The sequence below is a fragment of the Natronomonas gomsonensis genome, from assembly GCF_024300825.1.
Taxonomy (GTDB): domain Archaea; phylum Halobacteriota; class Halobacteria; order Halobacteriales; family Haloarculaceae; genus Natronomonas; species Natronomonas gomsonensis.
Genome location: NZ_CP101323.1, coordinates 3408062 through 3432048 on the forward strand (window position 1 = coordinate 3408062; position 23987 = coordinate 3432048).

28 protein-coding genes are annotated in these 23987 nt (G+C 65.3%); 10 read left to right on the top strand and 18 right to left on the bottom strand.

Annotated elements, in window-relative coordinates:
* Positions 1 to 67: 67 nt before the first annotated feature.
* From NMP98_RS18105 to NMP98_RS18140, 8 genes are all read right to left on the bottom strand, one after another.
* Complete coding sequence (locus tag NMP98_RS18105; protein WP_254859250.1) at positions 68 to 835, bottom strand: Nif3-like dinuclear metal center hexameric protein; 768 nt, start codon at positions 833 to 835, stop codon at positions 68 to 70.
* Positions 836 to 877: 42 nt separating this feature from the next.
* On the bottom strand, positions 878 to 1546 hold the full coding sequence (locus tag NMP98_RS18110) for a hypothetical protein (RefSeq protein WP_254859251.1): 669 nt from the start codon (positions 1544 to 1546) through the stop codon (positions 878 to 880).
* A gap of 85 nt (positions 1547 to 1631) precedes the next feature.
* On the bottom strand, positions 1632 to 2438 hold the full coding sequence (locus tag NMP98_RS18115; protein ID WP_254859252.1) for an arginase family protein: 807 nt from the start codon (positions 2436 to 2438) through the stop codon (positions 1632 to 1634).
* Positions 2439 to 2444: 6 nt separating this feature from the next.
* Positions 2445 to 2819: a translation initiation factor IF-5A gene (locus NMP98_RS18120; RefSeq protein WP_156707398.1), complete on the bottom strand. Its 375-nt coding sequence runs from the start codon at positions 2817 to 2819 to the stop codon at positions 2445 to 2447.
* A 53-nt stretch (positions 2820 to 2872) separates the two neighbouring features.
* A complete protein-coding gene (locus NMP98_RS18125; protein ID WP_254859253.1) occupies positions 2873 to 3358 on the bottom strand; it encodes a double winged helix-containing putative transcriptional regulator in 486 nt (161 codons plus the stop codon).
* Positions 3358 to 4290, bottom strand: coding sequence for a methenyltetrahydromethanopterin cyclohydrolase (gene mch / locus NMP98_RS18130; RefSeq protein ID WP_254859254.1), 933 nt, complete (start codon positions 4288 to 4290; stop codon positions 3358 to 3360). The genes NMP98_RS18125 and mch overlap by 1 nt, the downstream gene beginning before the upstream one ends.
* Positions 4291 to 4337: 47 nt before the next feature.
* Positions 4338 to 4547, bottom strand: a complete 210-nt coding sequence (locus NMP98_RS18135) for a DUF6199 family natural product biosynthesis protein (protein WP_254859255.1) — start codon at positions 4545 to 4547, stop codon at positions 4338 to 4340.
* Between the two features lie 60 nt (positions 4548 to 4607).
* Complete coding sequence (locus NMP98_RS18140) at positions 4608 to 7763, bottom strand: S8 family serine peptidase (RefSeq protein WP_254859256.1); 3156 nt, start codon at positions 7761 to 7763, stop codon at positions 4608 to 4610.
* Positions 7764 to 7926: 163 nt separating this feature from the next.
* On the opposite strand from NMP98_RS18140, the gene NMP98_RS18145 reads away from it, so the two are divergent.
* Both NMP98_RS18145 and NMP98_RS18150 read left to right on the top strand, forming a co-directional pair.
* Positions 7927 to 9336 (top strand): winged helix-turn-helix transcriptional regulator, encoded by a 1410-nt coding sequence (locus tag NMP98_RS18145; protein WP_254859257.1) that lies wholly within the window; start codon positions 7927 to 7929, stop codon positions 9334 to 9336.
* 52 nt (positions 9337 to 9388) lie between these two features.
* The gene (locus tag NMP98_RS18150; RefSeq protein WP_254859258.1) at positions 9389 to 9703 is read left to right on the top strand and encodes a cupin domain-containing protein; all 315 of its coding nucleotides are present in this window, start codon (positions 9389 to 9391) and stop codon (positions 9701 to 9703) included.
* On the opposite strand, the gene NMP98_RS18155 is transcribed toward NMP98_RS18150, so the two are convergent.
* Positions 9700 to 10320, bottom strand: a complete 621-nt coding sequence (locus tag NMP98_RS18155) for a MogA/MoaB family molybdenum cofactor biosynthesis protein (RefSeq protein WP_254859259.1) — start codon at positions 10318 to 10320, stop codon at positions 9700 to 9702. The two genes, NMP98_RS18150 and NMP98_RS18155, sit on opposite strands and share 4 nt — an antisense overlap.
* Before the next feature lie 89 nt (positions 10321 to 10409).
* Between NMP98_RS18155 and NMP98_RS18160 the strand changes: the two genes are divergently transcribed.
* From NMP98_RS18160 to NMP98_RS18170, 3 genes are read left to right on the top strand one after another with little or no spacing between them, the layout of a single operon-like run.
* Positions 10410 to 11465, top strand: coding sequence for a zinc-binding dehydrogenase (locus NMP98_RS18160; RefSeq protein WP_254859260.1), 1056 nt, complete (start codon positions 10410 to 10412; stop codon positions 11463 to 11465).
* Positions 11458 to 11787 carry a DUF7977 family protein gene (locus tag NMP98_RS18165; protein WP_254859261.1) on the top strand — a complete coding sequence of 110 codons (330 nt, stop codon included), beginning with the start codon at positions 11458 to 11460 and terminating at the stop codon, positions 11785 to 11787. Before NMP98_RS18160 ends, NMP98_RS18165 begins: the two co-directional genes overlap by 8 nt.
* Before the next feature lie 48 nt (positions 11788 to 11835).
* Entirely contained in the window at positions 11836 to 13080 is a 1245-nt protein-coding gene (locus NMP98_RS18170; RefSeq protein WP_254859262.1) for an MmgE/PrpD family protein, read from the top strand.
* On the opposite strand, the gene NMP98_RS18175 is transcribed toward NMP98_RS18170, so the two are convergent.
* A complete protein-coding gene (locus NMP98_RS18175) occupies positions 13077 to 13289 on the bottom strand; it encodes a DUF7317 family protein (protein WP_254859263.1) in 213 nt (70 codons plus the stop codon). The genes NMP98_RS18170 and NMP98_RS18175 overlap by 4 nt on opposite strands.
* A 183-nt stretch (positions 13290 to 13472) precedes the next feature.
* On the opposite strand from NMP98_RS18175, the gene NMP98_RS18180 reads away from it, so the two are divergent.
* Positions 13473 to 13934 (top strand): DUF892 family protein, encoded by a 462-nt coding sequence (locus NMP98_RS18180; protein ID WP_254859264.1) that lies wholly within the window; start codon positions 13473 to 13475, stop codon positions 13932 to 13934.
* Between the two features lie 90 nt (positions 13935 to 14024).
* On the opposite strand, the gene NMP98_RS18185 is transcribed toward NMP98_RS18180, so the two are convergent.
* Positions 14025 to 14618: an NUDIX hydrolase gene (locus tag NMP98_RS18185; protein WP_254859265.1), complete on the bottom strand. Its 594-nt coding sequence runs from the start codon at positions 14616 to 14618 to the stop codon at positions 14025 to 14027.
* 46 nt (positions 14619 to 14664) lie between these two features.
* Positions 14665 to 15189: a J domain-containing protein gene (locus tag NMP98_RS18190; RefSeq protein WP_254859266.1), complete on the bottom strand. Its 525-nt coding sequence runs from the start codon at positions 15187 to 15189 to the stop codon at positions 14665 to 14667.
* A gap of 70 nt (positions 15190 to 15259) precedes the next feature.
* Between NMP98_RS18190 and NMP98_RS18195 the strand changes: the two genes are divergently transcribed.
* Positions 15260 to 15469, top strand: a complete 210-nt coding sequence (locus NMP98_RS18195; protein ID WP_254859267.1) for a hypothetical protein — start codon at positions 15260 to 15262, stop codon at positions 15467 to 15469.
* Positions 15470 to 15905: 436 nt separating this feature from the next.
* Here NMP98_RS18195 and pyrF read toward each other — a convergent pair whose 3' ends face one another.
* Positions 15906 to 16715, bottom strand: a complete 810-nt coding sequence (gene pyrF / locus NMP98_RS18200) for an orotidine-5'-phosphate decarboxylase (protein WP_254859268.1) — start codon at positions 16713 to 16715, stop codon at positions 15906 to 15908.
* Positions 16716 to 16813: 98 nt separating this feature from the next.
* Between pyrF and NMP98_RS18205 the strand changes: the two genes are divergently transcribed.
* On the top strand, positions 16814 to 17479 hold the full coding sequence (locus NMP98_RS18205) for an HAD family hydrolase (protein WP_254859269.1): 666 nt from the start codon (positions 16814 to 16816) through the stop codon (positions 17477 to 17479).
* Here NMP98_RS18205 and NMP98_RS18210 read toward each other — a convergent pair.
* From NMP98_RS18210 to NMP98_RS18225, 4 genes are read right to left on the bottom strand one after another with little or no spacing between them, the layout of a single operon-like run.
* On the bottom strand, positions 17429 to 17833 hold the full coding sequence (locus NMP98_RS18210; RefSeq protein WP_254859270.1) for a DUF7993 family protein: 405 nt from the start codon (positions 17831 to 17833) through the stop codon (positions 17429 to 17431). The genes NMP98_RS18205 and NMP98_RS18210 overlap by 51 nt on opposite strands.
* The gene (locus tag NMP98_RS18215) at positions 17833 to 18273 is read right to left on the bottom strand and encodes a DUF2240 family protein (protein WP_254859271.1); all 441 of its coding nucleotides are present in this window, start codon (positions 18271 to 18273) and stop codon (positions 17833 to 17835) included. Before NMP98_RS18215 ends, NMP98_RS18210 begins: the two co-directional genes overlap by 1 nt.
* Before the next feature lie 55 nt (positions 18274 to 18328).
* The gene (gene rnhB, locus NMP98_RS18220; protein WP_254859272.1) at positions 18329 to 18961 is read right to left on the bottom strand and encodes a ribonuclease HII; all 633 of its coding nucleotides are present in this window, start codon (positions 18959 to 18961) and stop codon (positions 18329 to 18331) included.
* Positions 18962 to 19011: 50 nt separating this feature from the next.
* Positions 19012 to 19569 carry a response regulator gene (locus tag NMP98_RS18225; protein WP_254859273.1) on the bottom strand — a complete coding sequence of 186 codons (558 nt, stop codon included), beginning with the start codon at positions 19567 to 19569 and terminating at the stop codon, positions 19012 to 19014.
* An 816-nt stretch (positions 19570 to 20385) separates the two neighbouring features.
* Here NMP98_RS18225 and NMP98_RS18230 point away from each other — a divergent pair.
* Positions 20386 to 21138: an IclR family transcriptional regulator gene (locus tag NMP98_RS18230; RefSeq protein WP_254859274.1), complete on the top strand. Its 753-nt coding sequence runs from the start codon at positions 20386 to 20388 to the stop codon at positions 21136 to 21138.
* Here NMP98_RS18230 and NMP98_RS18235 read toward each other — a convergent pair whose 3' ends face one another.
* Positions 21139 to 22698 (bottom strand): acyl CoA:acetate/3-ketoacid CoA transferase, encoded by a 1560-nt coding sequence (locus tag NMP98_RS18235; RefSeq protein WP_254859275.1) that lies wholly within the window; start codon positions 22696 to 22698, stop codon positions 21139 to 21141.
* Positions 22699 to 22855: 157 nt separating this feature from the next.
* Between NMP98_RS18235 and NMP98_RS18240 the strand changes: the two genes are divergently transcribed.
* Positions 22856 to 23980: an acyl-CoA dehydrogenase family protein gene (locus tag NMP98_RS18240; RefSeq protein ID WP_254859276.1), complete on the top strand. Its 1125-nt coding sequence runs from the start codon at positions 22856 to 22858 to the stop codon at positions 23978 to 23980.
* Positions 23981 to 23987 lie beyond the last annotated feature (7 nt).

Consider the following 23987-nt stretch of genomic DNA (forward strand, 5'->3'; position numbering starts at 1 on the left):
GTCGACGAACGAGGAGCGGCCTTATTGGTGTTTGGTGGGTCGAGTCGGTTCATTGATGCGAACGCGGCTACAGTCCCGTCGGGTGGTCGACGTACGTCGTCTCGACGCCCCACTCCTCGACTAGGTCGGCGAGGGCTCGAACGCCGAACGTCTCCGTGGCGTAGTGGCCCGCGAGGAAGACGTTCAGCCCCGCTTCGCGAGCCTCGTGGTAGGCCTTCTGCTTGCCCTCGCCGGTGACGAGGGCGTCGACGCCGGCGTCGGTGGCTTCTCGAATCCAGTCGGTGCCGGAGCCGGTGACGATGGCGATGTCCTCGATTCTATCGGGGCCGAAATCCAGCGTCCGAACTGACTCTCCGCCGGTATCGAGGTCCGACAGCCGGTCTTCGAGGTCAGAGGTGGTGTACGGTTCGGCGGCACGGACGCGCTGGCCGATGGTGACGCCGCCGTAGTCGCCGAACGGGTCGACGATTTCACAGTCGAGAAACTCGGCGAGGCCGGCGGCGTTGCCCAACTCGGCGTGGCCATCCAGCGGGAGGTGCGAGACGTACAGCGCGAGGTCGTTTTCGATTAAGGTGGCGACGCGGTCGTAGTCGCGGCCGGCGACGCGGTCGAGACCGCCCCAGACCATACCGTGGTGGACGATGAGGACGTCCGCCCCCGTGTCGGCAGCCGTTTCAGCGGTCGCCTCGACGCCGTCGACGGCGAAGGCGGCACGCTCGACGGGTCGACCGTCGGCCCTGCCTACTTGCAGGCCGTTGGCGCTGGCGTCGACGCCCGCGTAGTCGGCGTGGTTCAGCTGGTCGTTCAGCCGGTCGCGGAACTCCGAGAGTTGCATACCGGACCCTCGCCCGGCTTGCATTTGTATTCCCTGCTCGCCTTAGGCGTCACCGTCCGTGACGTAGTCGCTCTCATCGCCCGAGGCGAGCGTCAGGCTGTCGTACAGCAGTCGAACCAACAGGACCGGAACGACCGTGCCCGAGGTGAGTGCGATTCCCGACAGGACGGCCGCGCCGGGAACCCACTGGACGGCGTTTTTGACGCTGAATCGCGCACGGACGGCCAACAGGCCGGCGGCCGAGACTGCGCCAGCGACGTAGGGGCCGCCGCCCAAGGCGAGGATTGCCTCGATGGCGACACCGAAAAACAACAGCGCCTCGACGGTCGCCCCCGTCGCTGCGACCGCGAGGCGACGGTGAAGCGGCTGCTCGAAGACGACGAGTGATGCCGGGTCGGCGCTGACGCCGCCGCGGAACTTCGCGAGCAGCGCGACGGCGAGCATCGTCCCGCCGAAGGCGATGAACCCGAACAGAAAGCCGTCGACTATCGCGCCGACCGACGGGACGGTAAGGCCAGCGTCGGCGGGCGAACCGGTGGCGACGACCAGAGTGACGACGCCGACGAGAAGCGCCGCGTTCAGCGCTAACCCCCGTCTGAGTCGCGGCCAGTCGGGCGGTTCCGTGTGCCCCCAGTGACGATAGAGGCTGACGATTGGGACGGCGACGACGACACCCAACGCGAGGAGGGATACGAGCGTGGAGGGCGGCATACAGTTCCCCGCAGGTCGGCGCTCGAAATAGTAGTTTTGAACGCGCTGTCGTGGGGTTCGGGTCCGCCGTGTGCGGCGGGCTTCGTTACTCCGAACTGTCGGCGTGGGTGAAGACGAACTCCCGGAGCAGTTTCGCCGCAAGCGATGCGGCCTGGCCGTCGTCGCGGTCGTTGACCTCCACGATGTCGAAGCCGACTGCGGAGGGGGCGACCGCTCGAACGACATCGCGCATCTCTCGGGCGGTGAGTCCGAACGGTTCCGGCGTTCCGGTGCCGGGGGCGAAGGCGGGGTCTGCGGCGTCGATGTCGACGCTCAGGTAAGCCTCGCCGTCGAAATCGGGTCGCCACTCGGGAACCTCCTCGGGGGGAACGACGGTTACGTCGGATTGTGCGGCACGGTCCCACTCGGTCTCGCTGCCGGTGCGTGTCCCGAGGAGAACCGCCTCGTCAGCGATGTCGAGGGCGTGGTGGGTCACCGTTGCATGCGAGTGGTCGTTGCCCGCATACGCCTCATAGAGGTCGAGGTGGGCGTCGAGACAGACATACACGTCGGGGTCGGCCGCGCGGAGGCCGGCGACGGTGACGGTGTGTTCGCCGCCGACCACCAGGGGGAGATGGCCGTCGTCGTGGTGGTCACGCAGACTGCCCGAAAGGAAATCGAGGTAGTCGGCGGCGTCGTCCCACGCGGCCACGTCGCCGGCGTCGAAAACGAGGTCCGAGAAATGTCGGTCGGTTCGCTGGTCGTAGTCATCGAACGGGCGAGCGAACCGTCGGACCCGGTCGGGTCCGAAGCGGGTTCCGGGGCGAAACGTGGTAGAAACGTCGAGTGGTGCGCCGACGACGGCGTAATCGGCGTCGTCCGGGTCGGCGTTCGCACCGGGGAACTCGCCCATACCGCCTCAGACGACCTTGCGCTGTCCTTCGTACTCGAGATACTCGATTTCGTCGTCCGGCGAGGGGTCGAGGTCCTCGGGGATGCGCATCGTGATTGTCTCGTAGGTTTCGAGGTCCATCACTTGCATGTCGCCGCCGGAGACGGAGACGACCTGTCCCTGCTTGCGGTTGATGATGGGAACCCAGACCTTCGCGTCGACGGGCTGGGTGAAGTTTCGCTTCTGGCCGTCGAAGACGCCGGTCCCCTCGACGCGGGCCTTCGCGCTGCCGTGTTTGCCGGGCTTGGACGTGCTGTAGGCGTAGATTTTGCTCGGCACGTCGTCTATCATCACGTAGTTGCCTTCCTGAAGTTCTCGGACCTCAGTCTGCTCTCTCGGCATACCCACGGCTTGCCTTCGGTGCAGTATAAACGGTTTGGAAAGCCCCGACGATGTCACGCGCCCGCGTAGACACCATCGACGCGCTCGGCCAGCCCGAACGTACAGGCCCACTCCAGAAGCCGATTGACGCGCTCGCGCCACACCGACTCGGGGTCGGTGTGCCGGAGTCGCTCCCACTGCGGGAGGCGGTCGGCCAATCGCTCGAAGACAGTCTCGGCGGCCAGTGGTTCCTCGGCAGCGTCCAGCGTCGCGACGACCTCTTCGGCGAGGTACACCCGCTGTAGAAACGCCGACCGCAGCGTTTCGGGGTCGACCTCTTTCGGGAGTCGCCGGTACTTCCCGTCGGTCTCCTCGACTAACCCCAGTGCCCGCAGGAACGTCAGCCACTCCTTGGCGCGATCCTGTGAGGGGACGCCCGCCCGCTCCATCACCCTCACACAGCAGGATGTCTCGCCGTCGGGGACGAGCGGAACCGCCCGCTGTATCTCGGCGATGCGGTCGATTGACGGGGCCGGTTCGGGGACGACTTTGAATTTCATCAGAGTCCGAAACTCTCGGCCAACAGCGCCTCGTCGGTTCGGCCCAGCGCCTCGACGCCCTCGCCGACCACGTCGACGGTCACCTGCGCCGGCGCGAACATCTCGACCGGGAGGTCATAGAAGTCCCACTCGTGGTCCTCGAAGATGTCGACGAAGGGCCGGCCGAACTCCTCGCGGGCCGTCGATGGGACCTCATCGAAGCGGTCGAAGCCCTCGTCGACGCTCATGTGGACCTGTCCGCCGTAGGCGAGTGCGTCGTTCGTCCGTGCCATCGCCATCTCGTCGCTTTCGGCGACGGGGGCGACCGGTGCGGAGGCGGTCACCGTCAGCAACTCGACGGGGTCGTACCCCAACTCCGAGAGCCGGAAGGCGGCGAGTTCGCCGGCTCGCCCCGCCAACGCGACGCTGCCGGTGACGCTGGCCGTCGAGAACGTCGGCAGAAAGACGCTCGAGACGGGCACGCCACAGCGGTCGGCGATGTGTTCGGCGACGGCCTCGCCGGGTAATTCCTCGCTTTCGATGGCGAGGACGGCGAACTCCGAGGCGTCGCGGTAGCCGACGCGGGCGTACTCGTCTTCTTCGGCGACGAGCGCCCGTGCCGGTCCCGACCCCAGCCCCTCGAAGTCCCCGGCCGACAACTCCCAGCCGGCCTTCTGGGCGCACAACAGCGCCAGTGCGGGGTGGTCCGTCGATGTTTCGACGTGCGTGAACGGGACGCCCTCGATTTCGTCCATGCCGATTTGGACCGTCGACAGCCCGCCGGTCTGGATTTCGGTCAACAGCAGGCCGGCCTCGATGCCGCCGACCGCCTCGACGCCGAAGTCGAGAACGACCGCGCCGTTGTCGAGTTCGTGAACCTCGATAGCGAGTTCGTCGGCGAAGTCGATGGCCTCGTCGACCAACTCGACGGCCATCCGATTGAGACTCTCCATACCGACCTCTCGGACGGATTCGGTGAAAAGGGTTCGTGACTCGGGCGTCACCCCGCGAGGAACCACAGGACGCCACCGCCGACCATCACGATGCCGCCGTATCTCGTCAGCATGACCTTCCAGTCGGCGGGTTCGACTTCGGACCATCGGCGTTTGCTACCGATGGCATCGAGTTGCTCTTCGAATCGGGCCATCCGGTACGGCCAGACCGCACTGGGGAGTCCGAACAGGACGAACAGGAGGGCAATCGGCTCCATACACTGGCGCGTCTCCACGTGCTGTAAAAAATCCCACCAGTCGCCCAGCGGAGCGACCGCTCAGTTCGCCGGCGGTTCCACGTCGCCGCCCGGCAGACTGCCCTGCGGGTCGGCGGTGTCGAGGCCCACGGCGACGACGTTGCCGGAGGTGTTGGGGACGGCGACGAACGGCACGCTGTCGTCATCGGCATCTTCGAGCGGTTTTGCCTCCGCCGGGCCGAACTGGTAGACGTTCGAGTCGGCGAGGCTGTCGGGCGCTTCGACGAAGTAGGTGTAGGAAGTCGTCTCGCCGGTCGCGGCGCTGTCGGTGAAGTAGACGAACTGCGGGCCGCCGTCGGTCGACTGTTCGACGCGGTCGACGGTGTCGGAGAGATTGGCTAGAACGTTCCACGACCCCGGGACCACGTCGCGGACGAGCGCCTTCTCGTCGGGGTCGGTCACGTCGACGGTGAGGCGGTTGGCCTGCCCGCCGGTGACTGCCGTCGCGTCGCTGGTCCGTGCGCCGTCGGCCACGTCGAAGGTGTTCTCGGCGGCATCCAGCGCCACGGTGAGGTCGAAGTGACTCTGGACGTCGAAGCCGTTGACGACGCCGGGGACGTTGACCAGTTTGGCAACGACGACGTAGGTCTTGGTCTCGGCGTCGTCGGGGACCGAAACGGACACCGACGGGGCGCCGGTGGCGCCCTGTGCGCGGGCGACGATGTTCGGTTCGCCGCGGTCGGTCGGGTTCGCCGGGTCGTAGACGAACAGGTCGATGTGGGGGTCGTCTGCAGCCATCCCCTTGTTGCCGCCCGAGAGGTGCGACAGCGAGACGCTGACGGTCATCGTCCCGGTCGGCGCCTCGACGTAGCCCGCGGCCGCACGGGAGTCCTCGGGGACGTAGAGGCCGAGAGTCTCCTCGGTGGTCGCTTCGCCGGTCGTCGGGTCGCCGTCTTCGGCGGTGAGTTCGGGCGTCAAATCGCGGGTGACGGCGTCGACGGCGGCGTCGGGGTTGACGCGGCCGTATCCCTCGAAGGGGTCCCGGCCGCCGAAGTCGTAGGTCGGTCCCTTCGGCGGATTCTGTGCGGCGTGATACGGTGCGGCCGTGAATACCGACTCGCTGGCGGTCGCCAACAGCAGGCCCTTCAGCCGATATACGTCGGATTCGGTCGTCTCGACCGGTTCCGGCAGCGTCACGGCCTCGGGTCGGTCGCCGCCGTCGGGTCGGCCGAACTCCATGGCTTCGGCGAGGAGTCCCGCGACGCCGTTGACGTACGGCGAGGACATCGACGTACCGGCCTTGTCAGTGTAATCGCGGGGCGCGAACGGTTCGTCGGCTCCGGTATCCGCCGAGTCGTCGGCGTCGCCGTACGTTTTCTCGGGGGAGCCGTTCTTCGCCGCGCGGGCGAGTTCGTAGTTCGAGGGAATCGGGTACTCGATGCCGACCGGCGGTTCCGGCGCGGGACCGACCGGCGGGTTCGTCGCCAACCCGAGGCCGATGTTCGCCAAGGCGTCCGGCCCGATATCGCCGCCGGGGGCGGTCACGTCGGGTTTGGCGTAGGCGGGGCTGGATTCGGGCGAGCCGTCGCTCTGCTCGTCGACGCCGCCGATGCCGCCGGAGGAGTACGTCGAGATGCCGTCGAACGGACCCGTGGCGACGACGGAGATGGCTTCGTCGGCCGCCGCCGGACCGCCGTTGCCGTTGGCGGGCGTAAAGGAGTTGCCTGCCGACGCACACACCAATATCCCACCTTCGGTGATGCGTCGTACGTCCGCGCGGGTGGAGTCGAGTTGCTCGACTTGGCCGAGAGGGGCGCCCTGAAGCGGTCCCCAGGACATGTTGACCGAGCGGATGTTGAACGCTTCTTTGAACTGCTCGGCGTAGTTGCCGAGGTCAACGGTCGGTTCGCCCAGACCCTGCAGACCGACGATGCCGGCGTTCGGCGCGACGCCGGGGTGAAGCGCCTGCTCGTTTTCGCTCACGTCGCCGGGGACGCCCTCACTTTCGGTGTTGGCTGCGAACTTCGTCGTCCCGACGGCGATGCGTTCCAGCGTCCCCGCCGTCGGATTGCCGGATTGAGCCTGCTCTCCGGCGCCGCTGACGACCGTGTCGGTCTCTCGGGGGCGGACCTGCACGGTGTAGGAACCGTCCTCGTCGATGGGATATTCGAGAATCAGCGAGTCCTTCCGGACCGGCGACTCGTCGAGTTCACGACCCTCCTCGTCGATGATGTAGAGGTTGACGTTCGTCCCAAACGCCGACGCCCAGACGCTCTGTCCGGCGGTGGCGTCGACCTCGTATTCGAGGAAGTCGCCGGGCAGAAGCGTCGCGTTCTCCTCGTGGACCGTCGAGGACTCGATGGTGCTTGCGCGTCCCGACCCGGCCATGATGGAGGAGACGTGGGTTCCGTGGCCGTTCTGGTCGCGCGGGCGGTCGAAACTGCCGTATCGGCTGCCGGCGTCGTACCAGCCGAACGTCTTGTTAGAGGGGTCAGCGAAGGGGTCGATGTCTTCCGTGGCGACGGAGGTCTCCCCGCCCTCGTCGCTCGACACCGCCTCGACGTACGTCGCCTCCACGGTGTACTGGCCGCCGACAGCCGCGTACAGTTCGATGACGAACTGGTACTCCCGGCCCTCGTTGAGGTCGGCCATCAGCGTCTCGGGATTGTCGGCGCTCGCGACGCGGGCGACTTCCGTCCGCTCGCCGGTCACGTCGTCGATGCGGAACTCGAGGTCGTTGCCCGGCGGCGTCCACGACAGTTCGGCGTCGAGTTTGCTCGTCGTCTGTGCGGTGAACGTCGCGCCCTTGACCTCGCTGAACTGCTCGTTGGGCGCGGCGAACGCGCCGGGGGTGAAGGTGCCGCTGTCGGATTCGGTCAGCGGTTCGCCGTCGTCGCCGGTGACGGGTTCGAACTCGGCGCTGCCGCCGGAGTCGCCGTCCGAGCGGGTCAACGAGAACTCGCCGTCCTCGATTTCGACGCGGACGCCGTTCCACGGCCCGAGGTCAGGGTGTCGCCCCTCGACGCCCGAGTCGGTCAGCGCGAGCGTCCGGTCGCGTCGGCCACGAATCCCGCGGTCCCACACCTTCCGTGCCTCGACGGCACGCCAGTTGAGGAAGCGCTCGTCGATAGCGTGGTCGGCGCTCGCAAGCGAGGGTCCCGTCGCTGCCGCGAGGGCGGTTATCCCGACGCCCTTCATGAACGTCCGCCGTGACAGTCCCGAATCGTCTCTACTCATGTCGTGGACGAAACGACCGTCGATACTCCTATGAACGTTCTAACAATCGCATCGAAACGACTGCAACCGGCCGTGAATACGAGGTAAATATAAAAGTCCGTCCATGACCGGTGAAACGGACTTTCGTAATCGGGTCTATCGGTCGCCAAAGGGGGTTACTGAATTGGGACTTCGATTACACACGCTCGTCGTCTGTACGCTGCTCGTCGCTAGCGTTGCTTTCCCCGCAGTTGCGCCGGCCGCCGCAGCGATATCCGACGGTGAAGGCGGCGAGTGGGAGAACGACGAAAGCGAGTGGGGCGACAACGACAGCGACTGGCAACGAAACGACTCCGATTCGGTTCGAAACCTGACGGAGACAGCGACAGGAACTGTCGAGAACGCGACGGGGGCCGTCCTCGACAACGTCACGAACGACACGAACGCGACTGCCGGACCGTCGATGGACGGCACCGACGGCGACGAATCTGTCGACCTGCTCGTATCTCTCCCCGGAGAGCACACGCGGCAATCGAGTCTCGACGCCGGAGTGGTCGGCCTCGATGGTGCGACGGACGCGTCGACGCTCGCCGGAGGTCCAACTATCGACGTGACGTCCGGGGGAGTCGCCGTCGAGGTCGGCTCGACGACGAACTCGGCGCCGGGGCTGGCAGTCGAGGTTCCCCTGTCGGGATCGACGACCTCCGACTCCGGTTCGTCGGTGACGCCGCCGACGGACGCCGATGCTACCGACGCCTCCGAAGTCGCTGCTCCCTCGACAGCGGCGGGGACGGATGGTGACGCCGAGCCGGCGGCCGACGATGTCGAATCAATCGCCGTGGAGCCGACGACTGCCGGTGACACGGCCGACGGCGAGTCGGCGGAACCGAACGCCGAAGACGACGGGGAGGCGCCCGCGTCGCTGCTCGGGTCGCTTGCGTGGTTCGACGGCGCGGCGCTGCTCGATTACACCCCGGCGCTCGGGACGGCGATGTTCGTCGCAGTGGCGCAACCGTGGACCGGCTTCCTCTCGGTGGGCGCCACGCTCGTTGCGGACTGGCTGGGGCGGTTCGGTGCGATGTTCCGTTTCGGCCGTCACGACGGCTCCGACCCCCTCGAACACGAGACACGCGAGCGGATTCACGACCGCATCACGGATTCCCCCGGCGTCTCGCTGTCGGCGCTCGCCGATGAACTCGACACGCCGCTTTCGACTGTTCGCCATCACCTCCGCGTGCTCGAACGCGAACGGCTCGTCACCTCCCGGAAGCTCCGCGGCAACAGACGGCTGTTCCCCATCGGGACGGAAAACGAGGAACTGGCCGCAGCCCTCGAAAAGGACTCCAGCGCCGCCATCATCGACGTGCTTCGGCGGTACGGCGCAGCGACCGTCGGCGACATCGTCGACGAGGTGGAGACGAGTTACAGCACGGTGTCGTATCACCTCTCGCGACTCGCTGACGATGGCCTCGTGGTTCAGGAGAAAGACGGCGCCAGCAAGATTACGCGATTGGCCCCCTCCGTCAGGTCGACGCTCGACACCGGCGAGGACGGCGTCTCCACCGGCAGTGGCCGCGAAGTCAGCGCCGACTGACCGACCCGCCGCCGCGGCTGGGAGTTAAGTTCTCGTGGCCGAATCGGTCGGTATGACGCTGAACGAACTGCCGGCGGTCGACCCCGCCGACGGTGAAGTCGAGACGGCGGAGTTGGTCGTCCACGAAGACGTGCTCGTGAAACTGTTCGCGCTCGGTCCCGGCGCCGCGTTCGACCCCCACGTCCACGACGACTGCGAGAACGTCTTTCACCTACTGGAAGGCGAAGTCGTCGTGACACAGGACGGCACCGAGGAGACGGTTTCCGCGCCCGCGGTCGTCCACAACGAACGCGGCGTCGAACACGGCGCACGAAACGAAAGCGACGAGCGGGCGCTTTTGACGGCGAGTCTCTGTCCGCTCCCCTAGGCGCCTTCGTCGTTTTCTTCGCCATCGTCGTTTTCCTTGCCATCGTCCTCTCGGCGGGCGAGGCCGGCGAGATGGGGTGCCTCGGAGACGACGATGTCGTCGACCGCGAGTCGAACCGCGCTCTCGCTGCCGGGGAGACAGAACACGGGGACGCCGTCGGCGATACCCGCTGTGGCACGCGTGCCGACGACGCGCGTCCCGATATCCTCGACCGACAGCGACCGGAACAGTTCGCCGAACCCCGGCAGTTCCTTCTCGAACAGCGGTTCGACGGCTTCGACGGTCACGTCGTCGGGCGTGACGCCGGTGCCGCCGGTCGTGACGACACAGTCGGTGTCTTCGCGGCCGACGAAGCGGTCGACGGCGTCCTGAACGCTGTCGTAGTCGTCGCCGACGAGTTCCCGAACCACGACGGTGTGGCCCGCTTCCTCCACGAGTTCGGCGATGGCAGCGCCTGAGGGGTCTTCGTTGATGCTCCGCGAGGAGGAGACGGTCAGAACCGCGATGCCGAGTTCCTCAAGGTCGTGGGCGTGGTGGTCGTGGTCTCCTTCATGCTCGTGGTGGTCGTGGCCGTGTTCGTGTGCTCCGTTCTCGTGGTCGTCTCCGTCGTCACTCATGGGTCGGTCTGGGTCGGCCGGCCGCTAAACTCCCCGGGGTCGTCTCCGACTCCGCTACTGTTTTGCACACCCCGCTCCGAAGGGCGAGTATGAAAGCGGTCTTCTACGACGAACACGGCTCGACCGACGTGCTCCAGTACGACGAGTTCCCGGACCCCGACATCGGCCCAGAAGAGGTACTCGTCGACATCAAGGCGGGCGGTCTGAACCACCTCGACGTGTGGACTCGCCGCGGGATGCCGAGTCCCGAGGAACTGCCGCACATCCCGGGCAGCGACGGTGCGGGCGTCGTCAGCGAAGTCGGCGAGCGTGTCACTCGCTTCGAGGAAGGCGACCGCGTCGTCGTCGACCCCGGATTGTACTGCGGTGAGTGTGAGTTCTGCCGGAAGGGCGAGCAGTCGCTGTGTGTCGACTACAAGATGATTGGCGAACACGTCCGCGGCGTCCACAGCGAGCAGGCGGCGGTTCCCGAGGCGAACCTCATCGAGCTGCCCGAGGGCGTCGACTTCGTCACCGCGGCCTCGGCGCCGCTCGTCTTCCAGACGGCGTGGCGGATGCTCATCACGCGCGCCGAAATCCAGCAGAACGACACCGTCCTCGTGTTGGGCGCCTCCGGCGGCGTCGGCCACGCCTGCGTCCAAATCGCTGCCAACGAGGGGTGTGAGGTGTGGGCGACGGCTTCCTCCGAGGAAAAACTAGACCACGCCCGCGACTGCGGTGCCGACCACCTCGTCAACTACGAGGAGGAGGACTTCGCGGAGGTCATCAAATCCGAGACGGACGGCCGCGGTGTTGACGTTGTCGTCGACCACATCGGCGAGGCGACGTGGGACAATTCGCTGTCGGTCGCGGCCCACGGCGGGACCGTCGTCACCTGTGGAGCAACCTCCGGCGTGACGCCGGAGACGAACATCCCGAAGGTGTTCTGGAAGCAACTCGACATCCTCGGGTCGACGATGGGGACGCCCGGCGAGATGGACGACGTGATGGCGAAGGTGTTCGACGGCACCTTCGAACCCCACGTCCGTACGGTGTTGCCGATGAGCGAGATGGCCCGGGCCCACGAGATGCTCGAAGGACGGGAAGGGTTCGGGTCGGTGGTCGTCGTCCCCGACAGCGAGTACGACCCCGACGACTATGAGTGACGGCTACACCCACGACCCCGACGCCTTCGACGAGGACGACGAGTACACGCCGGAGACTTCCACCGGTTCCGATGGCGACGGGAACGAGCGGGACCCGATGACCGTCCACCCCGACGACGTCGACCGTGAGTTCGACAAACGCGGGTGGACGCTCGTCGCGGCTATCTTCGTCGCGTTCATCGTCATTCCGGGCATCATCTTCGCGTACCCGTATCTCGGCCCTCAGCTCGGGCTCTCGTTTTGGGACACGTATCTCGCCCTCCCGATGGTGCCGGCCATCGTCCTCGGGATACTCGCGGTGTGGGCGACAACCCGACCCTGACCCCGCCGCCTGCGAACGTTTTTGAATCCGGACATGGTATCGTCTGGCATGACATCGACTGGGGCTCTCGCGGAGTTCGCGGTGGGCGTCTCCTATGACGGACTGCCCGAGGAGGTTCGGGAGGCGGCGAAGCGCCGCGTGCTCGATGCCGTCGCCGTCGCAATCGACAGCGTCGGCACCTCGCCGACCGACGGCATCCGCCGCACCGTGGCGACACAGAACGCGACGGGCCGATGCAGGCTGTGGGGTTCGGAGTTGAGCGCGGCGGCCTCCGACGCCGCGATGTACAACGGCGCGCTGGCGTGTGCGGGCAACGGGACGGTGTTTCTCGCTCCCGCGCTCGGGTCGGCGTCGATTCCCGTCGCTGCTGTGTTGACGGCCGCGGAGGCCCGAAGCGCGACGGGCGAAGAACTCCTCGCCGGCGTCGCCGCCGCCCACGAGATTCACGGCGAGTTGGCGTGGCACGCGCCGCTGGACGGGTTCCATCCGGCGACCCACGGCGCCATCGCGGCGGCGGCCGGCGTCGGCCGGGCGCTGGGGTTCGGGACCGGTCGTCTCGAAAGCGCAATCGGCATCGCGGCCGGCCGGGGAACGCTCGCGGTCGACGACGAGTTCGACCCGGTCGTGGGCGGAAACGCGACACACGGGGCGGTCTCGGCGTGTCTCCTCGCCGAAAGCGGCGTCGTCGGCCCCGATGCCATCGCAGGACCGGGCGGGTGGCACGACCTCGTCGGGCCGTTCGATTTGGACCTCGACCCCGGCTGTGAGCGGGTTCGCGACGCGGCCATCCGGCCGTACGATGCCCATCCACACGCCCAGTCGACACTTGAGGCTGCGATGGACCTCGCCTCGGACGTGACGCTCGACCCCGCCGACATCGATTCGGTCACCGTCGAGACGTATCCGGAAGCCGTCGAGGCGCTCGACCCCGTGACGCTCGCCGCCGCACTCGTGGACCGCGATGCGACGAAACGCCCCGCCGCCCGCGAGGACCTCCGCCCCGTCGCGTCGACCGTCGAGGCCCGAATCGACGACGAGTTGCGCGAGCGTGCCGAACGCGGCGAACTGCCCGCCCGCGTCACTGTCGACTGCCACGACGGGGCGACACACGAGGCCGAAGAGAAGTGGTTCACCGGTCACCCCGCACGCGCGGCGTCGTGGGGTGTCGTTGAGGAGAAGTTCCATGCGTTGGCCGGCGACCGCTACGACGTCGAGCGCCGGAGCGACATCGTCGAGACGGTTCGTGGGTTGGAAGCGGAGACGGCGGCCGAACTCACCCGGTTGCTCGATTAACCGTCGAGGCGGACGGTGTTCGTGTCGGCGTGTTCTGGCGGTTCGGCGTCGAGGTCGTCGGTCGATGGCGCCGGAACGATGGCGCCGCAGGTTCGGGTGTAGCGGCGCAGTTGCGCACGCGATAGCCCGGCGTGTCGGGCCGCCTCACCCTCCGTCAGCGTGCCGGTCAGGTGTAGTGCAACCGCGGTCCGAACCTTGTTGTTGTACATCGGAACGAATAGGCATACAATACGATATTACCTAAAGCTTTCTACGATACTGTGAGACGAACATTCGTATTTTATCTACAAACCGCGACGAATGTTTTCCAAATCCGCGGACAACGGAATCTGTTCGAGAAGAGCCATTTCGAAGGTGGTTTCTTCACGTTTCGGCCCGAACTCAGAGGTGTCATGTCCGAAGCAACCGAGCGAGTGGTCGAAATCCTGAAGAAGGCCTACAGCGACGAGATGGAGACAGTGATGAACTACCAGACGAACGCCATCGTGCTTGATGGCGTCCGTGCCGAGGAAATCAAAGAGAGCCTCCAACAGGACATCCAAGAGGAGTTAACCCACGCCCAACAGTTGGGCCAGCGCCTCAAGCAGTTGGACGCCCGACCTCCGGGGTCCGCGGAGTTCGTCGCCCGACAGGACACCCTCCAGCCGCCGGAGGATTCGACGAGCGTGATTTCGGTCATCCGCGGCGTTCTCGACGCCGAGGAGGACGCCATCGAGACTTATCGGACGCTCATCACTGCCGCCGAGGAGGCCGACGACCCCGTCACCGAGGACCTCGCGGTGACGATTCTGGCCGACGAGGAAGCACACCGAACGGAGTTCCGCGGCTTCGAGAAAGAGTACCAGAACGATTAACAGCGAGCGTCATACGGATTGCTGTAGTCTTTTATTGGTCATTGCCGACCTGTACTGCTGATAACCGGAGAACCGTTACACCAATCCGTATCAGTCGTCGGCGAAGTCCCGCCGCATCGCGATTTCGAACCACGGACAGAGTCGCAGTTGCCGGTACCACTTCGGGTTCTCGTGGAGTCGCTCGTAGGGAACCCACATCAGCCCCGCGACCTCCTCCTCGTCGGGATCGAGCGTGCGGTCCTCCAGTGTCGCCTGCAGGACCGAACACACCTCCCACTCAAGCCCCTGGTCGAGATAGTAGCGCTTGTACTCGAATTTGTCCGTCACCCGGAGGTCGCCGTACTGGTCGGGCGTGACGCCGAGTTCCTCTTCGAGGCGCTCCCGGGTCGCCTCGATTTGGGTCTGCCCCTCGACGGGATGGGAGGCAACCGTCCCGTCCCAGTAGGTGTCCCACAGGCGCTTGTTCGGCGCACGCTGGGCGAGCAACACGTTGCCGTCGCCGTCGAACAGAAGCGCCGTGAACGCACGGTGGCGGATGCCGTCGCCGGTGTGGGCGTCGAGGCGGTTGACGGGCCCCTCCGGGTTGTCGTCGCCGTCGACTGCGATAACGTCTTGGAGGGCGTTTTCGTGGTCGGGCGTCCCCTCCGTTTCCGACCCCGAGGGGTCGATGTCGTCCGTACTCATGGCTACGAAAACGGGGAGGGTTGTTAAGGAGGCTTCGACTCGTGACCTACTCGGTCAGCGTCTCGTAGGCCTCGGTGAGTCGCTTGAACTCCGCTTCGTCGCCGCCTCTGTCGGGATGGGCCTCCTTGATTCGCTCCCGGTAGGCGCGTCTGATTTCGCCCTCGTCGGCGTCGGTGTCCAGCCCCAACCGGCGGTAGGCTTCGGCGCGACTGAGCCCGGGCGAGGGACCGACATCCGCTCGTTGCCGGCGTTCGCGCTGCTGTCGCTGGTGTTGGCGGCGCTCCCATTCCTCACGCGCCTGCTGGCCGCGTGCGCTATCGAAGCCGCTTCGGGGGCCGGCGCCGAACCCGCCGCGTCCCTCGCCGGTGCTTCGGGCGCCGGGTTGACTGCGGGCGACGCGCTCCCGGAGTTTCCCCGAGGAATGATACCAGAACATGTAGGCGGCGGCACCGAGCGGCAGCGCCACGAAGAACAGCACCGGCTCGACGAGCGCGATGCTCAAAAGCAACACGAGCGCCGTCATGGCGCCGAAGACGACGGTGAGACCAAGGACGAGCCGCTCTTTTTGCACACCCACAGTACGTTCCCGGACACCGTAAATTCGGGGATTGCTTTAGGGGCATGGACGCTCAACGTGTCCCATGAGCGTCGCTGGACTCTGTGAAATCTGTGAGTCCGAGACAGTCGAGGACGGCTGTGACCGCTGTGGCCGATTGGTGTGTGCCAACCACTACGACCGGACCTCCGGGCTGTGTACCGACTGTCTCGCCGAACTGGGCGACCAACCGTCAGACGACTCCGACCGGGAGGAACGGGAGTACCCCGACGGCGTCGACGAGTATCGGTTCTAATTTTCACACGCGAGGCGCGGCCTTTCGAACGACCCCGCGGGAAAAATGGCGACTCGGGAGCGTTATTCGAACGCCTCCTCGGCGGATGCTGGTAGAAGATAACCCGTTCGTTTCATCCCACGATAACGGCAGAGCGTTACGTCTGACTGCAAACCTGACGCTCTCGGTTCGGTGCCTCAAGGTATGGTATAGCGGTCGCTCCTCGGTATTAGAGTGACGGGGTAGGTCAGCCAGCGGCAACTACACGTGGAAACCACGCGAATTGAAAGGTGGCTGTCTGACCGTGCCGTCTGTCTTCTTCTCTCTGCTACCGCTACAAAACCCCTCCGGTACCTACCGGGTGCGTGTCGTTCGAGGAACTCAGTCTGAGCGCGACGACTTCTGTACCGACCGATTGGTGAATCTGCCGACCAGAAACCCCCATCCGTGACGCCGGTTATCGGTATTGATTCAGTCGCTTTTTCAGTCGCTTCGCGGCGTTGCCCGCCGCTCGAAAGTACGCCGTTTCGTCGTCGGCACCCTCCCCCGCGAAGATGATGCCGCGCGAGGAGTTGACGAGGCCGACGCCGTCGGCGAGGCCGTATTCGACGGCGGCCTCGGCGTCGCCGCCCTGTGCGCCGACGCCGGGGACGAGGAAGGGCAAATCGACCAACTCCCGGACGGATTCGAGTTCCTCGGGCGCGGTCGCGCCGACGACCAAGCCGACGTTGTCGTTGTCGTTCCACTCGGCACAGCGTTGGGCGACGTATTCGTACAGCGATTTACCGTTGCCGACTTCGAGGTTCTGGAAGTCCGCGCCGCCGCTGTTGGAGGTCCGACACAGGACGATGACGCCCTTCTCGGGTTTCGAGAGGTACGGTTCGAGGGTGTCGCGGCCCATGTAGGGGTTGACGGTCATCGCGTCGGCACCGAGGCCGTCGTCGTCCAGCAGGTCGGCGTACTGCCGGGCGGTGTTGCCGATGTCGCCGCGTTTGGCGTCCAGGAGGACGGGAACGCCCTTGCCGTGGGCGTAGGCGATGGTCTCCTCCAGCGCCCGCCAGCCGTCGGCGTCCTCGTAGAAGGCGGCGTTGGGCTTGTAGCAGGCGGCGTGTTCGTGGGTGGCGTCGATGATTCGGCGGTTGAACGCCCACCGCGGGAGATCCGAATCGAGGAACTCTGGCAGGCGGTCGGGGTCGGGGTCGAGACCGACCGAGACGACGCTGTTGGTCGACTCGATGCGCGCGGCGAGGTCGTCGAAGAAGCTCATTGTCGGCGCCTTGCGGCGGTGGGGCAAAACGCTGCCGTTCCGCCCGGACGAGACCCGGAGCCGACCCCTATATGTCGTCTGGGCCGCTACGGTCGGTCGTGCTCCGCGCCGTCGCCTTCGACCTCGACGACACGCTCGCGGTTACGGCTCGCGACCGTGAGACACTCTTAGCCGAGGCCGCCGACCGCGCCGACGTGGCACTCGATTTCGGCCGCGAGGACTACCTCGCCGCCCACCGGAAACACAGCGGCACCGAGAGCAGACGGCCGGTGTTCGAAGCACTCGCCGGCGAGCAAGCCCCGGCGTTGACTCACGCCTACCGAGCGGCCGTCGGGGAGGCGATGTCTTCCGTCGACGGCGCCGCAGAGACCGTCGAGAGGCTTCGCGAGCGCTACCGAGTCGGCCTGCTGACTGATGGCCCGGACCGAACCCAGCGGGACAAACTCCGACGGCTGGGGTGGCGTGACTACTTCGACGCCGTCGTCGTGACGGGGGCCGTCGGCGCGCCGAAACCCGACCGCGCGGCGTTCGAGTCGCTGTGTGACGCCCTTGATGTCGCTCCCGAGGAAGCGGCCTACGTCGGCGACGACCCCGACCGGGACGTCGCGGGTGCCGCCGCGGCTGGTCTCCTCGCGGTACAGGTGACTTATGACGGCGGGCCGGCGGTTCACCCCGACGCTGATGCGTCGTTGTCCCGAAAAGAACTGTCGACGCTACCGACCGTCCTCGCGGAGTTGGTCGGCGACGGCACGGACGACGCGTAGCGCCCGCTTTACTTCCGCGCCGCTTTCGACGAAGACGAGCGTCCGCGGCGGGTCAACGGCCTTCGGCCGGACGCGAAGTCCCTCTCTGTCGGCCACTTCGGCGGCCGTCTGGACGCCGGCGAGGAACTCCACGCGGGCGCGGTCGGAGTGGACGTACACCTCGACGATTCGGCGCGGTTCGTCGTCGGTTTCGAACGCCACGCCGTAGGCGAAGGCGCCGAACTCCTCGGGGTCGACATCGGGGTCGGCGTCGACCACCGAGAGCCCCCCGAGGCTACCGCGTTCGTGGCCGTGTATCTCCGAGGAGAGTAGCTGTGCGATTCGCGTACCGTCCGTGGTTTCGTCTTCGACCATTACAGTTCACCTAGCGCCGTCTCGGCGTGTTGCTGTACGTCGACGGCGTTGCGGTGTGCGTACAGCACGGCGGCGGCCTCGATGGTGACACCCAACTCCGACTGGAGGCCGTTGACCGCCGCGACGGCTTCCTGTTTGTCGTGGCCGGCGTCGACCAACGCGTCGAGGACGCGCTCGAACGTCGAGCGCTCTTGGAGGATGGACTCCTCGGGGGTAAACCCCTCGGGGACGTCGACGGACCCGGGGTCGAACGACACCCGCAACTGCCCGTCGTCGCGTTCGAGCAGGCCCTCGCTTGCGGCCACGTCGACCAGTCGCTTGGCCTGGTCCGGCGAGAACCAATCGCGGTCCAAAGACAGCGCGACGACGAAGGCGCTTTCCCCCATCTCGCGGCTCCCGGATTGACGAAACGGCGCCGCGACGGCCGTCCGGAGACTCATGGCCGCGGAGTGAGGCGGCGGCGAGAAATACCCGTCGGTCTCTGACCGACAGTCGTCAAAACTCGTCGAGTGCGGACTGTTCGGCCGCGGCGAGAACGTCATCGCAGGTCGACCACGACTGACGGGCGCAGTCGGGCAACCCTCCCGTTTCGGCGACGTACTCTCGCAAGAACGTCCGGGTCGTCGGGTCGGAGGGGTAGCCGCTGCCTACGTCGCCGAAGTGCTCGGCGAGCGTGGCGACATGGCGCTCGCGGGCGCTCTTGGCGAGAATGCTCGCCGCACCGACCAACTCGTCGGATTCGTCGGCGCGGTGTTCGGCGGCGACGGTCACCTCGGCGTCGAGTCGGTCGGCGACCCGCGACGCGAAGCGGTCGGCGTCGGTGTCGCCGGCATCACACAGTCCGGCGTCGCCTCCCTCGGCCACCTCGGCGAGTGCCTCGGCGTGAGCGTCGACGGTGAGGTCGTTCATGTTGCCCGCGTCGATGCGGTCGGGGGTGATTTCGGCGATGCCGACCGTGATGCGGTCGTCTTCACGGAGTCGGTCGGCGAGTGCCTCTCGGCGCGTCTCGGTCAGTCGCTTCGAGTCGTCGATGCCGTCGGGGAGGGCGTCTCTCGGCGCCCGAACCGCCGCGGCGAACATCGACCCGAGGACGGGGCCTTTGCCGGCCTCGTCGACGCCGAACTCCATAGCGGCCGCTCGAAGGCGGCCGACATAAAACAGTCGTCAGCGTCGTCGCGTCACTGCAGGGCCGCAAGCGCCGTCCGGAACTCCTCGTCGTCGAACTGCTCGGCGAGGTTGACGGTTTCCGAGCGAAGCTTGTCGATTTTCGCCAGCAGGTACTGGTACTGGGGGTCCTCGGCGAGCTCTTCGGGCTCGTGTTGGTTCTCGAGGGCGATCTGCTTGGAGATGGCCGCGAACAACTCGCGGACGTTGTCGTCGTACACCCGTCGATGCAGCAGGTGGTCGACGAGGTCGAACAACTCCTCTTCGCGGACGGGTTTCGTGATGTAGGCGTCGAACCCCATGTCGACGACGTCGACGTCGGGTTCGACGGCGGTGACCATCGCCACCTGACAGTCGGGGGCGCGGTCCCGGATGAGTTTCAGCACCGCGGCGCCGTCCATCCCGGGCATCTGTCGGTCCAGGAGGACGACCTCGACGTCCTCGTCGAACTTTTCGAGGGCTTCCGACCCGTCGTTGGCTACGCGGACCGGATATCGCTCCGAAAGCCACCCACTGTACAGGTCCGCTAAATCCTGCTCGTCCTCGACGACGAGAATGACGTCTTCGCTCATGTGAAACCGTGAAACCGGTTGTAACGGTGTAGGGCGTTGATTCGTAATAAATCCCCGGTCGCGGTAGGATTCGATAGGACCGGTCGACCGGCCGTCTCGGAGGCCGGCTGCGAACGGCCTCTCCCGAATCAGTCCCGCATCTCCTCGGACGGTCGAGAACACTCCCAAAACCACGCATCGGGTAGATCACCGACTCCACGGACTGACCGAACGCTGTTAGAAAGTACCCGGCGGGGAAATCAATACGTCGGACGCAGCGTCGGCGTAGATGTTTAGAATCCACAGATACCTGCAACAGAACTGTTCTTAAGATGTACACAATAGCATGCGCATATGTACACAAGCGTTAAACGTTGTAAATAGCGCACGTGACTCCTGCTTTGGCTGATTGACGAAACTACTATCGCTGTGTCGTGTAGATAACAAGATTAACTGTGTTATGAAAATCCCTACCGATTTTCGGAGGGCCGACAGGTCACCTCTCGCGGATGGTCGATATTTCGAGTTTCTCGAAACGAGTCGGCACGGTTATGAAATAACTACGACCGCGTAAGCTAATGAATTTGGTTGTGTGCCTCTCGAATACACCATCCGGAACAGTCGAAACAGAACAAACCCCACTTCGAACTATTATGTTTGTAGTATATGCCTCTCAAGTGTCCGGTTCTTGGCCTGAACGGCTGCTTACGGGTGTATAACCGGACTGAACATCTGGCCAACCGAGTTACTACGACACCGGGAGCGATTGAGTGTACGAACATGTTTTCGAGCATCTCGAAAGTATTTTCAGACAGCAGGAAGACTACTGGAATAGCAATGACCAATGGCTCACGACAAACGGTCGATCGGGCGTTCGAGATTATCGACGTATTGGCCGAAGAGGGCGGCCTCCGAGGGTCCGCGGTCGCCGACAAGCTCGACATGCCCGTGAGTACCACCCACGACTACCTGCAGGCATTGGTCGCGACGGGATACGTGACCAAAACGGACAACGTCTATCGGATTTCGACGCGATTCCTCGAAGTCGGACAACAACAGCGCCACCGCATGAACGTGTTCTCTGCAGCGCAGGACGAACTCGAGACGGTCGCTGAGGAGACCGGCGAACACGTCACTCTGATGGTCGAGGAAAACGGTCAAGGCGTCCTCCTCGCGATTAGCGAGGGCGAAGACGCCGTGAGCCTCTTTGCGTATCCCGGCGCCCGGATGCCCTTGCACGCGACGGCACCGGGGAAAGCCATCCTCGCGTACCTTCCCCAGGAGTCGGTCGAGGAGATTTTCGATGAGCACGGCCTCGTCGCGGTTACGAACCAAACGATTACCCAACGCGAGGAGCTTTTTGACCAACTCGAAACCGTTCGAGAACAAGGATATGCGGTCGACGACGGCGAACGCATCGCAGGAATGGTCTGTATCGCCGCCCCGGTACTGGACAAATCAGATGACGTGCAGGCGGCTATCTGCGTCTGCGGGCCGCGAAGTCGAATCGACGCGCAACGACGAGCGGAAATCGCGGAGGTCGTCCGCCGGTCGGCGAACGTGGTTCAGGTGAATCTGGACTACGCCTGATCAGTTGACGTACTCGGTCAGGTCCATCGGCGCCTCGCGGAACAACGCCGGGTGCATCTCTGCGAGGTCGTCGGCGATGGTCGGTTCGAACGCCATGTTGTCGATGACGTCGGCCTCCACGTCGACGCCCGGGGCGACTTCGGTCAGCACCAGGCCATCGCTGGAGAGTTCGAAGACGGCCCGCTCGGTGACGTAGACGACGGGTTGGTCCGTCTCGACGGCGTATTCGCCGCTGAAGGTGATCTGCTCGACCGCATCGACGAACTTCGTGCTCTCCCCTTCCGAGGCGATGTCGAGGGTTCCGCCACCGATGTCGACCTCCAACCCGCCCGTGGTGAGCGTCCCACAGAAGACGACTTTCTCGGCGTTCTGCGTGATGTTGATGAAGCCGCCACAGCCCGGCAGTTGCGAGCCGAAGCGACTCACGTTGATGTTGCCCTCGGCGTCGATTTGGGCCATTCCGAGATAGCCGATATCGAGACCGCCGCCGTCGTAGAAGTCGAACTGCTCGGGCGAGGTGACCAGTGCCTCGTGGTTGACGGCCGTTCCGAAGCTGATACCTCCCGATGGCGACCCGCCGATCGGGCCAGCCTCGACGGTCTGGGTGATTTCGTCGCTGATATTCCCCTCGTTCGCGACGGCCGGAATCGTCTCTGGCACGCCGACGCCGAGATTCACGACGGCGTCTGGGACCAGTTCCATCGCGGCTCGGCGCGCGATGACTTTCCGTTCCGTGAGCGGTGTCCGGTCGGTGCCGTCGTCCTGTGGTACTTTGATTTCGCCGCTGAATGCGCCACTGTAGTCCTCCCCGTAGGTCTGTTTGTGGTGGGAAGCGGGCGCCTCGACGACCTTGTCGACGACGACGCCGGGGACATCGATTTCGCGAGCGCTCAGCGACCCCGCCTCGGTGACTCGCTCGACCTGTGCGATAACCGTCCCGCCAGCGTTGTGAGCGGCTTGGGCCATCGCCAGCATGTTCGAGGTGAGCGCCTCGCGCTCCATCGTGATGTTGCCGTTCTCGTCGGCGGTGGTCCCGCGAATGATGGCGACATCGAGTGGCTGTGCGTGGTAGAAGAGGTACTCCTCGCCGTCGATGGTGACGACCTCGACGATGTCCTCGGTGGTCTCCTCGTTGGCCTTTGCGCCTTCCTGACGCGGGTCGACGAAGGTTCGCAGTCCGACAGTCGTGATGGTCCCCGGTTTGCCCGCGGCCGTGTCACGAAGCAGGTGGTCCATCGCGCCGAAGGGAAGGTTGTACGCTTCGACCTCGCCTGCGACGACCTTCTCCATCAGTTCCGGGACGAAGCCCCAGTGGCTGCCGATGACCCGTTCGATCATGCCGTCTTGGACGAGATGTGAGATGCCGTTGCCTTGGCGGTCGCCCTCAGCGGCCGGATGATAGAGCGTGAGATGTCCGGGCGCGCCGGTCGCCGCGTATCGCTCGCCGAGTCCCTCCAAGACGTATTCGGGAATGCTGACGGCGACGAAGCCCCCGATACCGACCACGTCTCCGTCTTCGATGCACTGGACCGCCTCGTCGACGGGTTCTACGAGTACCATGTCGTTCGGAGTACCGTCGCCCCCCGACAAACCTTTTGCTACTCGTAATAACTATCATGAATAAGTCTGAGGGACCCCCTTTCACCGCTGGCAGGCCCTGCGATGGGTCCCAGCAGTATCGTATTCTTTAGGACCCCCCGGTCCAAACGTCCGGTCGATGGACCTCACCAGCGAGCAGCAGATGATTCAGGAGACGGTACGGGAGTTCGTCGACAACGAAGTCACCGAGAACGTCGACGAAGCGGACGAGACGCAGCAGTTCCCCGAAGAGGTTTGGGACGGCCTCGCCGACCTCGACCTGACAGGGTTGACGGTGCCCGAAGAGTACGGCGGCTTCGACGCGGACGAGGTTACTTACAGCATCGTAAACGAGGAACTGGCTCGCGGGCACTTGGCCGTCGCGACGGCCCTGTCGGTCCACGGGCTGGCAACGTCGTGTATCCGTCAGTTCGGGACCCAGGAACAACAGGACGAGTGGCTCTCGGAGATGGTCGAGGGACGCCCCGTCGGTGCGTTCGCGCTTTCGGAGCCCCACGCCGGGTCGAACCCCGCCGAGATGACGACCGAGGCTCGCAAGGAGGGCGACGAGTACGTCATCAACGGCAAGAAGCAGTGGATTACCAACGGCAAGCGCTCGGGCGTCGTTATCCTGTTTGCCAAAACCGATAGCGACGACCCGAACACTGTCACGCAGTTCCTCGTCCCGAAGGACGTCGATGGGCTGGAAGTCGGCAAGAAAGAGGACAAGCTCGGTCTCCGGGCCAGCGACACGACGACGCTTATCTTCGACGACGTTCGCATCCCCGCCGAGAACCGTCTTACCGAGGTCGGCGACGGACTCAAGGCCGCCTTCTCCATTCTGACTGGCGGCCGCATCGCCATCGCCAGCCAGGCCGTCGGCGTGGCACAGGCCGCCCTCGACGACGCCGTCGACTACGCCAACGACCGCGAGCAGTTCGACCAGCCGATTATCGAACATCAGGCCATCGCGCACAAACTCGCCGATATGCAGACGGACGTCCAAGCCGCGCGTCTGCTCACGCGCGACGCCGCCCGCAAGAACGAGGACGATGTCCACCCCAAGTCGGCAAGTATGGCGAAGTACTTCGCCAGCGAGACGGCCGTCGACGTGGCCAACGAGGCTGTTCAGGTCCACGGCGGCTACGGCTACACCAAGGACTTCGACGTCGAACGCTACTACCGCGACGCCAAAATCACGACCATCTACGAGGGGACCTCCGAGATTCAAAAGAAGGTCATCGCGCGACACCTCAAGGAGTAGTACCGCC

What these genes read in the sequence shown, in the direction of transcription:
- NMP98_RS18105 (WP_254859250.1), bottom strand. Translation starts at nt 835, where the DNA reads ATGCAACTCTCGGAGTTCCGCGACCGGCTGAACGACCAGCTGAACCAC.
- NMP98_RS18110 (WP_254859251.1), bottom strand. Translation starts at nt 1,546, where the DNA reads ATGCCGCCCTCCACGCTCGTATCCCTCCTCGCGTTGGGTGTCGTCGTC.
- NMP98_RS18115 (WP_254859252.1), bottom strand. Translation starts at nt 2,438, where the DNA reads ATGGGCGAGTTCCCCGGTGCGAACGCCGACCCGGACGACGCCGATTAC.
- NMP98_RS18120 (WP_156707398.1), bottom strand. Translation starts at nt 2,819, where the DNA reads ATGCCGAGAGAGCAGACTGAGGTCCGAGAACTTCAGGAAGGCAACTAC.
- NMP98_RS18125 (WP_254859253.1), bottom strand. Translation starts at nt 3,358, where the DNA reads ATGAAATTCAAAGTCGTCCCCGAACCGGCCCCGTCAATCGACCGCATC.
- mch (WP_254859254.1), bottom strand. Translation starts at nt 4,290, where the DNA reads ATGGAGAGTCTCAATCGGATGGCCGTCGAGTTGGTCGACGAGGCCATC.
- NMP98_RS18135 (WP_254859255.1), bottom strand. Translation starts at nt 4,547, where the DNA reads ATGGAGCCGATTGCCCTCCTGTTCGTCCTGTTCGGACTCCCCAGTGCG.
- NMP98_RS18140 (WP_254859256.1), bottom strand. Translation starts at nt 7,763, where the DNA reads ATGAGTAGAGACGATTCGGGACTGTCACGGCGGACGTTCATGAAGGGC.
- NMP98_RS18150 (WP_254859258.1), top strand. Translation starts at nt 9,389, where the DNA reads ATGACGCTGAACGAACTGCCGGCGGTCGACCCCGCCGACGGTGAAGTC.
- NMP98_RS18155 (WP_254859259.1), bottom strand. Translation starts at nt 10,320, where the DNA reads ATGAGTGACGACGGAGACGACCACGAGAACGGAGCACACGAACACGGC.
- NMP98_RS18160 (WP_254859260.1), top strand. Translation starts at nt 10,410, where the DNA reads ATGAAAGCGGTCTTCTACGACGAACACGGCTCGACCGACGTGCTCCAG.
- NMP98_RS18165 (WP_254859261.1), top strand. Translation starts at nt 11,458, where the DNA reads ATGAGTGACGGCTACACCCACGACCCCGACGCCTTCGACGAGGACGAC.
- NMP98_RS18170 (WP_254859262.1), top strand. Translation starts at nt 11,836, where the DNA reads ATGACATCGACTGGGGCTCTCGCGGAGTTCGCGGTGGGCGTCTCCTAT.
- NMP98_RS18175 (WP_254859263.1), bottom strand. Translation starts at nt 13,289, where the DNA reads ATGTACAACAACAAGGTTCGGACCGCGGTTGCACTACACCTGACCGGC.
- NMP98_RS18180 (WP_254859264.1), top strand. Translation starts at nt 13,473, where the DNA reads ATGTCCGAAGCAACCGAGCGAGTGGTCGAAATCCTGAAGAAGGCCTAC.
- NMP98_RS18185 (WP_254859265.1), bottom strand. Translation starts at nt 14,618, where the DNA reads ATGAGTACGGACGACATCGACCCCTCGGGGTCGGAAACGGAGGGGACG.
- NMP98_RS18195 (WP_254859267.1), top strand. Translation starts at nt 15,260, where the DNA reads ATGAGCGTCGCTGGACTCTGTGAAATCTGTGAGTCCGAGACAGTCGAG.
- pyrF (WP_254859268.1), bottom strand. Translation starts at nt 16,715, where the DNA reads ATGAGCTTCTTCGACGACCTCGCCGCGCGCATCGAGTCGACCAACAGC.
- NMP98_RS18210 (WP_254859270.1), bottom strand. Translation starts at nt 17,833, where the DNA reads ATGGTCGAAGACGAAACCACGGACGGTACGCGAATCGCACAGCTACTC.
- NMP98_RS18215 (WP_254859271.1), bottom strand. Translation starts at nt 18,273, where the DNA reads ATGAGTCTCCGGACGGCCGTCGCGGCGCCGTTTCGTCAATCCGGGAGC.
- rnhB (WP_254859272.1), bottom strand. Translation starts at nt 18,961, where the DNA reads ATGGAGTTCGGCGTCGACGAGGCCGGCAAAGGCCCCGTCCTCGGGTCG.
- NMP98_RS18225 (WP_254859273.1), bottom strand. Translation starts at nt 19,569, where the DNA reads ATGAGCGAAGACGTCATTCTCGTCGTCGAGGACGAGCAGGATTTAGCG.
- NMP98_RS18230 (WP_254859274.1), top strand. Translation starts at nt 20,386, where the DNA reads ATGACCAATGGCTCACGACAAACGGTCGATCGGGCGTTCGAGATTATC.
- NMP98_RS18235 (WP_254859275.1), bottom strand. Translation starts at nt 22,698, where the DNA reads ATGGTACTCGTAGAACCCGTCGACGAGGCGGTCCAGTGCATCGAAGAC.
- NMP98_RS18240 (WP_254859276.1), top strand. Translation starts at nt 22,856, where the DNA reads ATGGACCTCACCAGCGAGCAGCAGATGATTCAGGAGACGGTACGGGAG.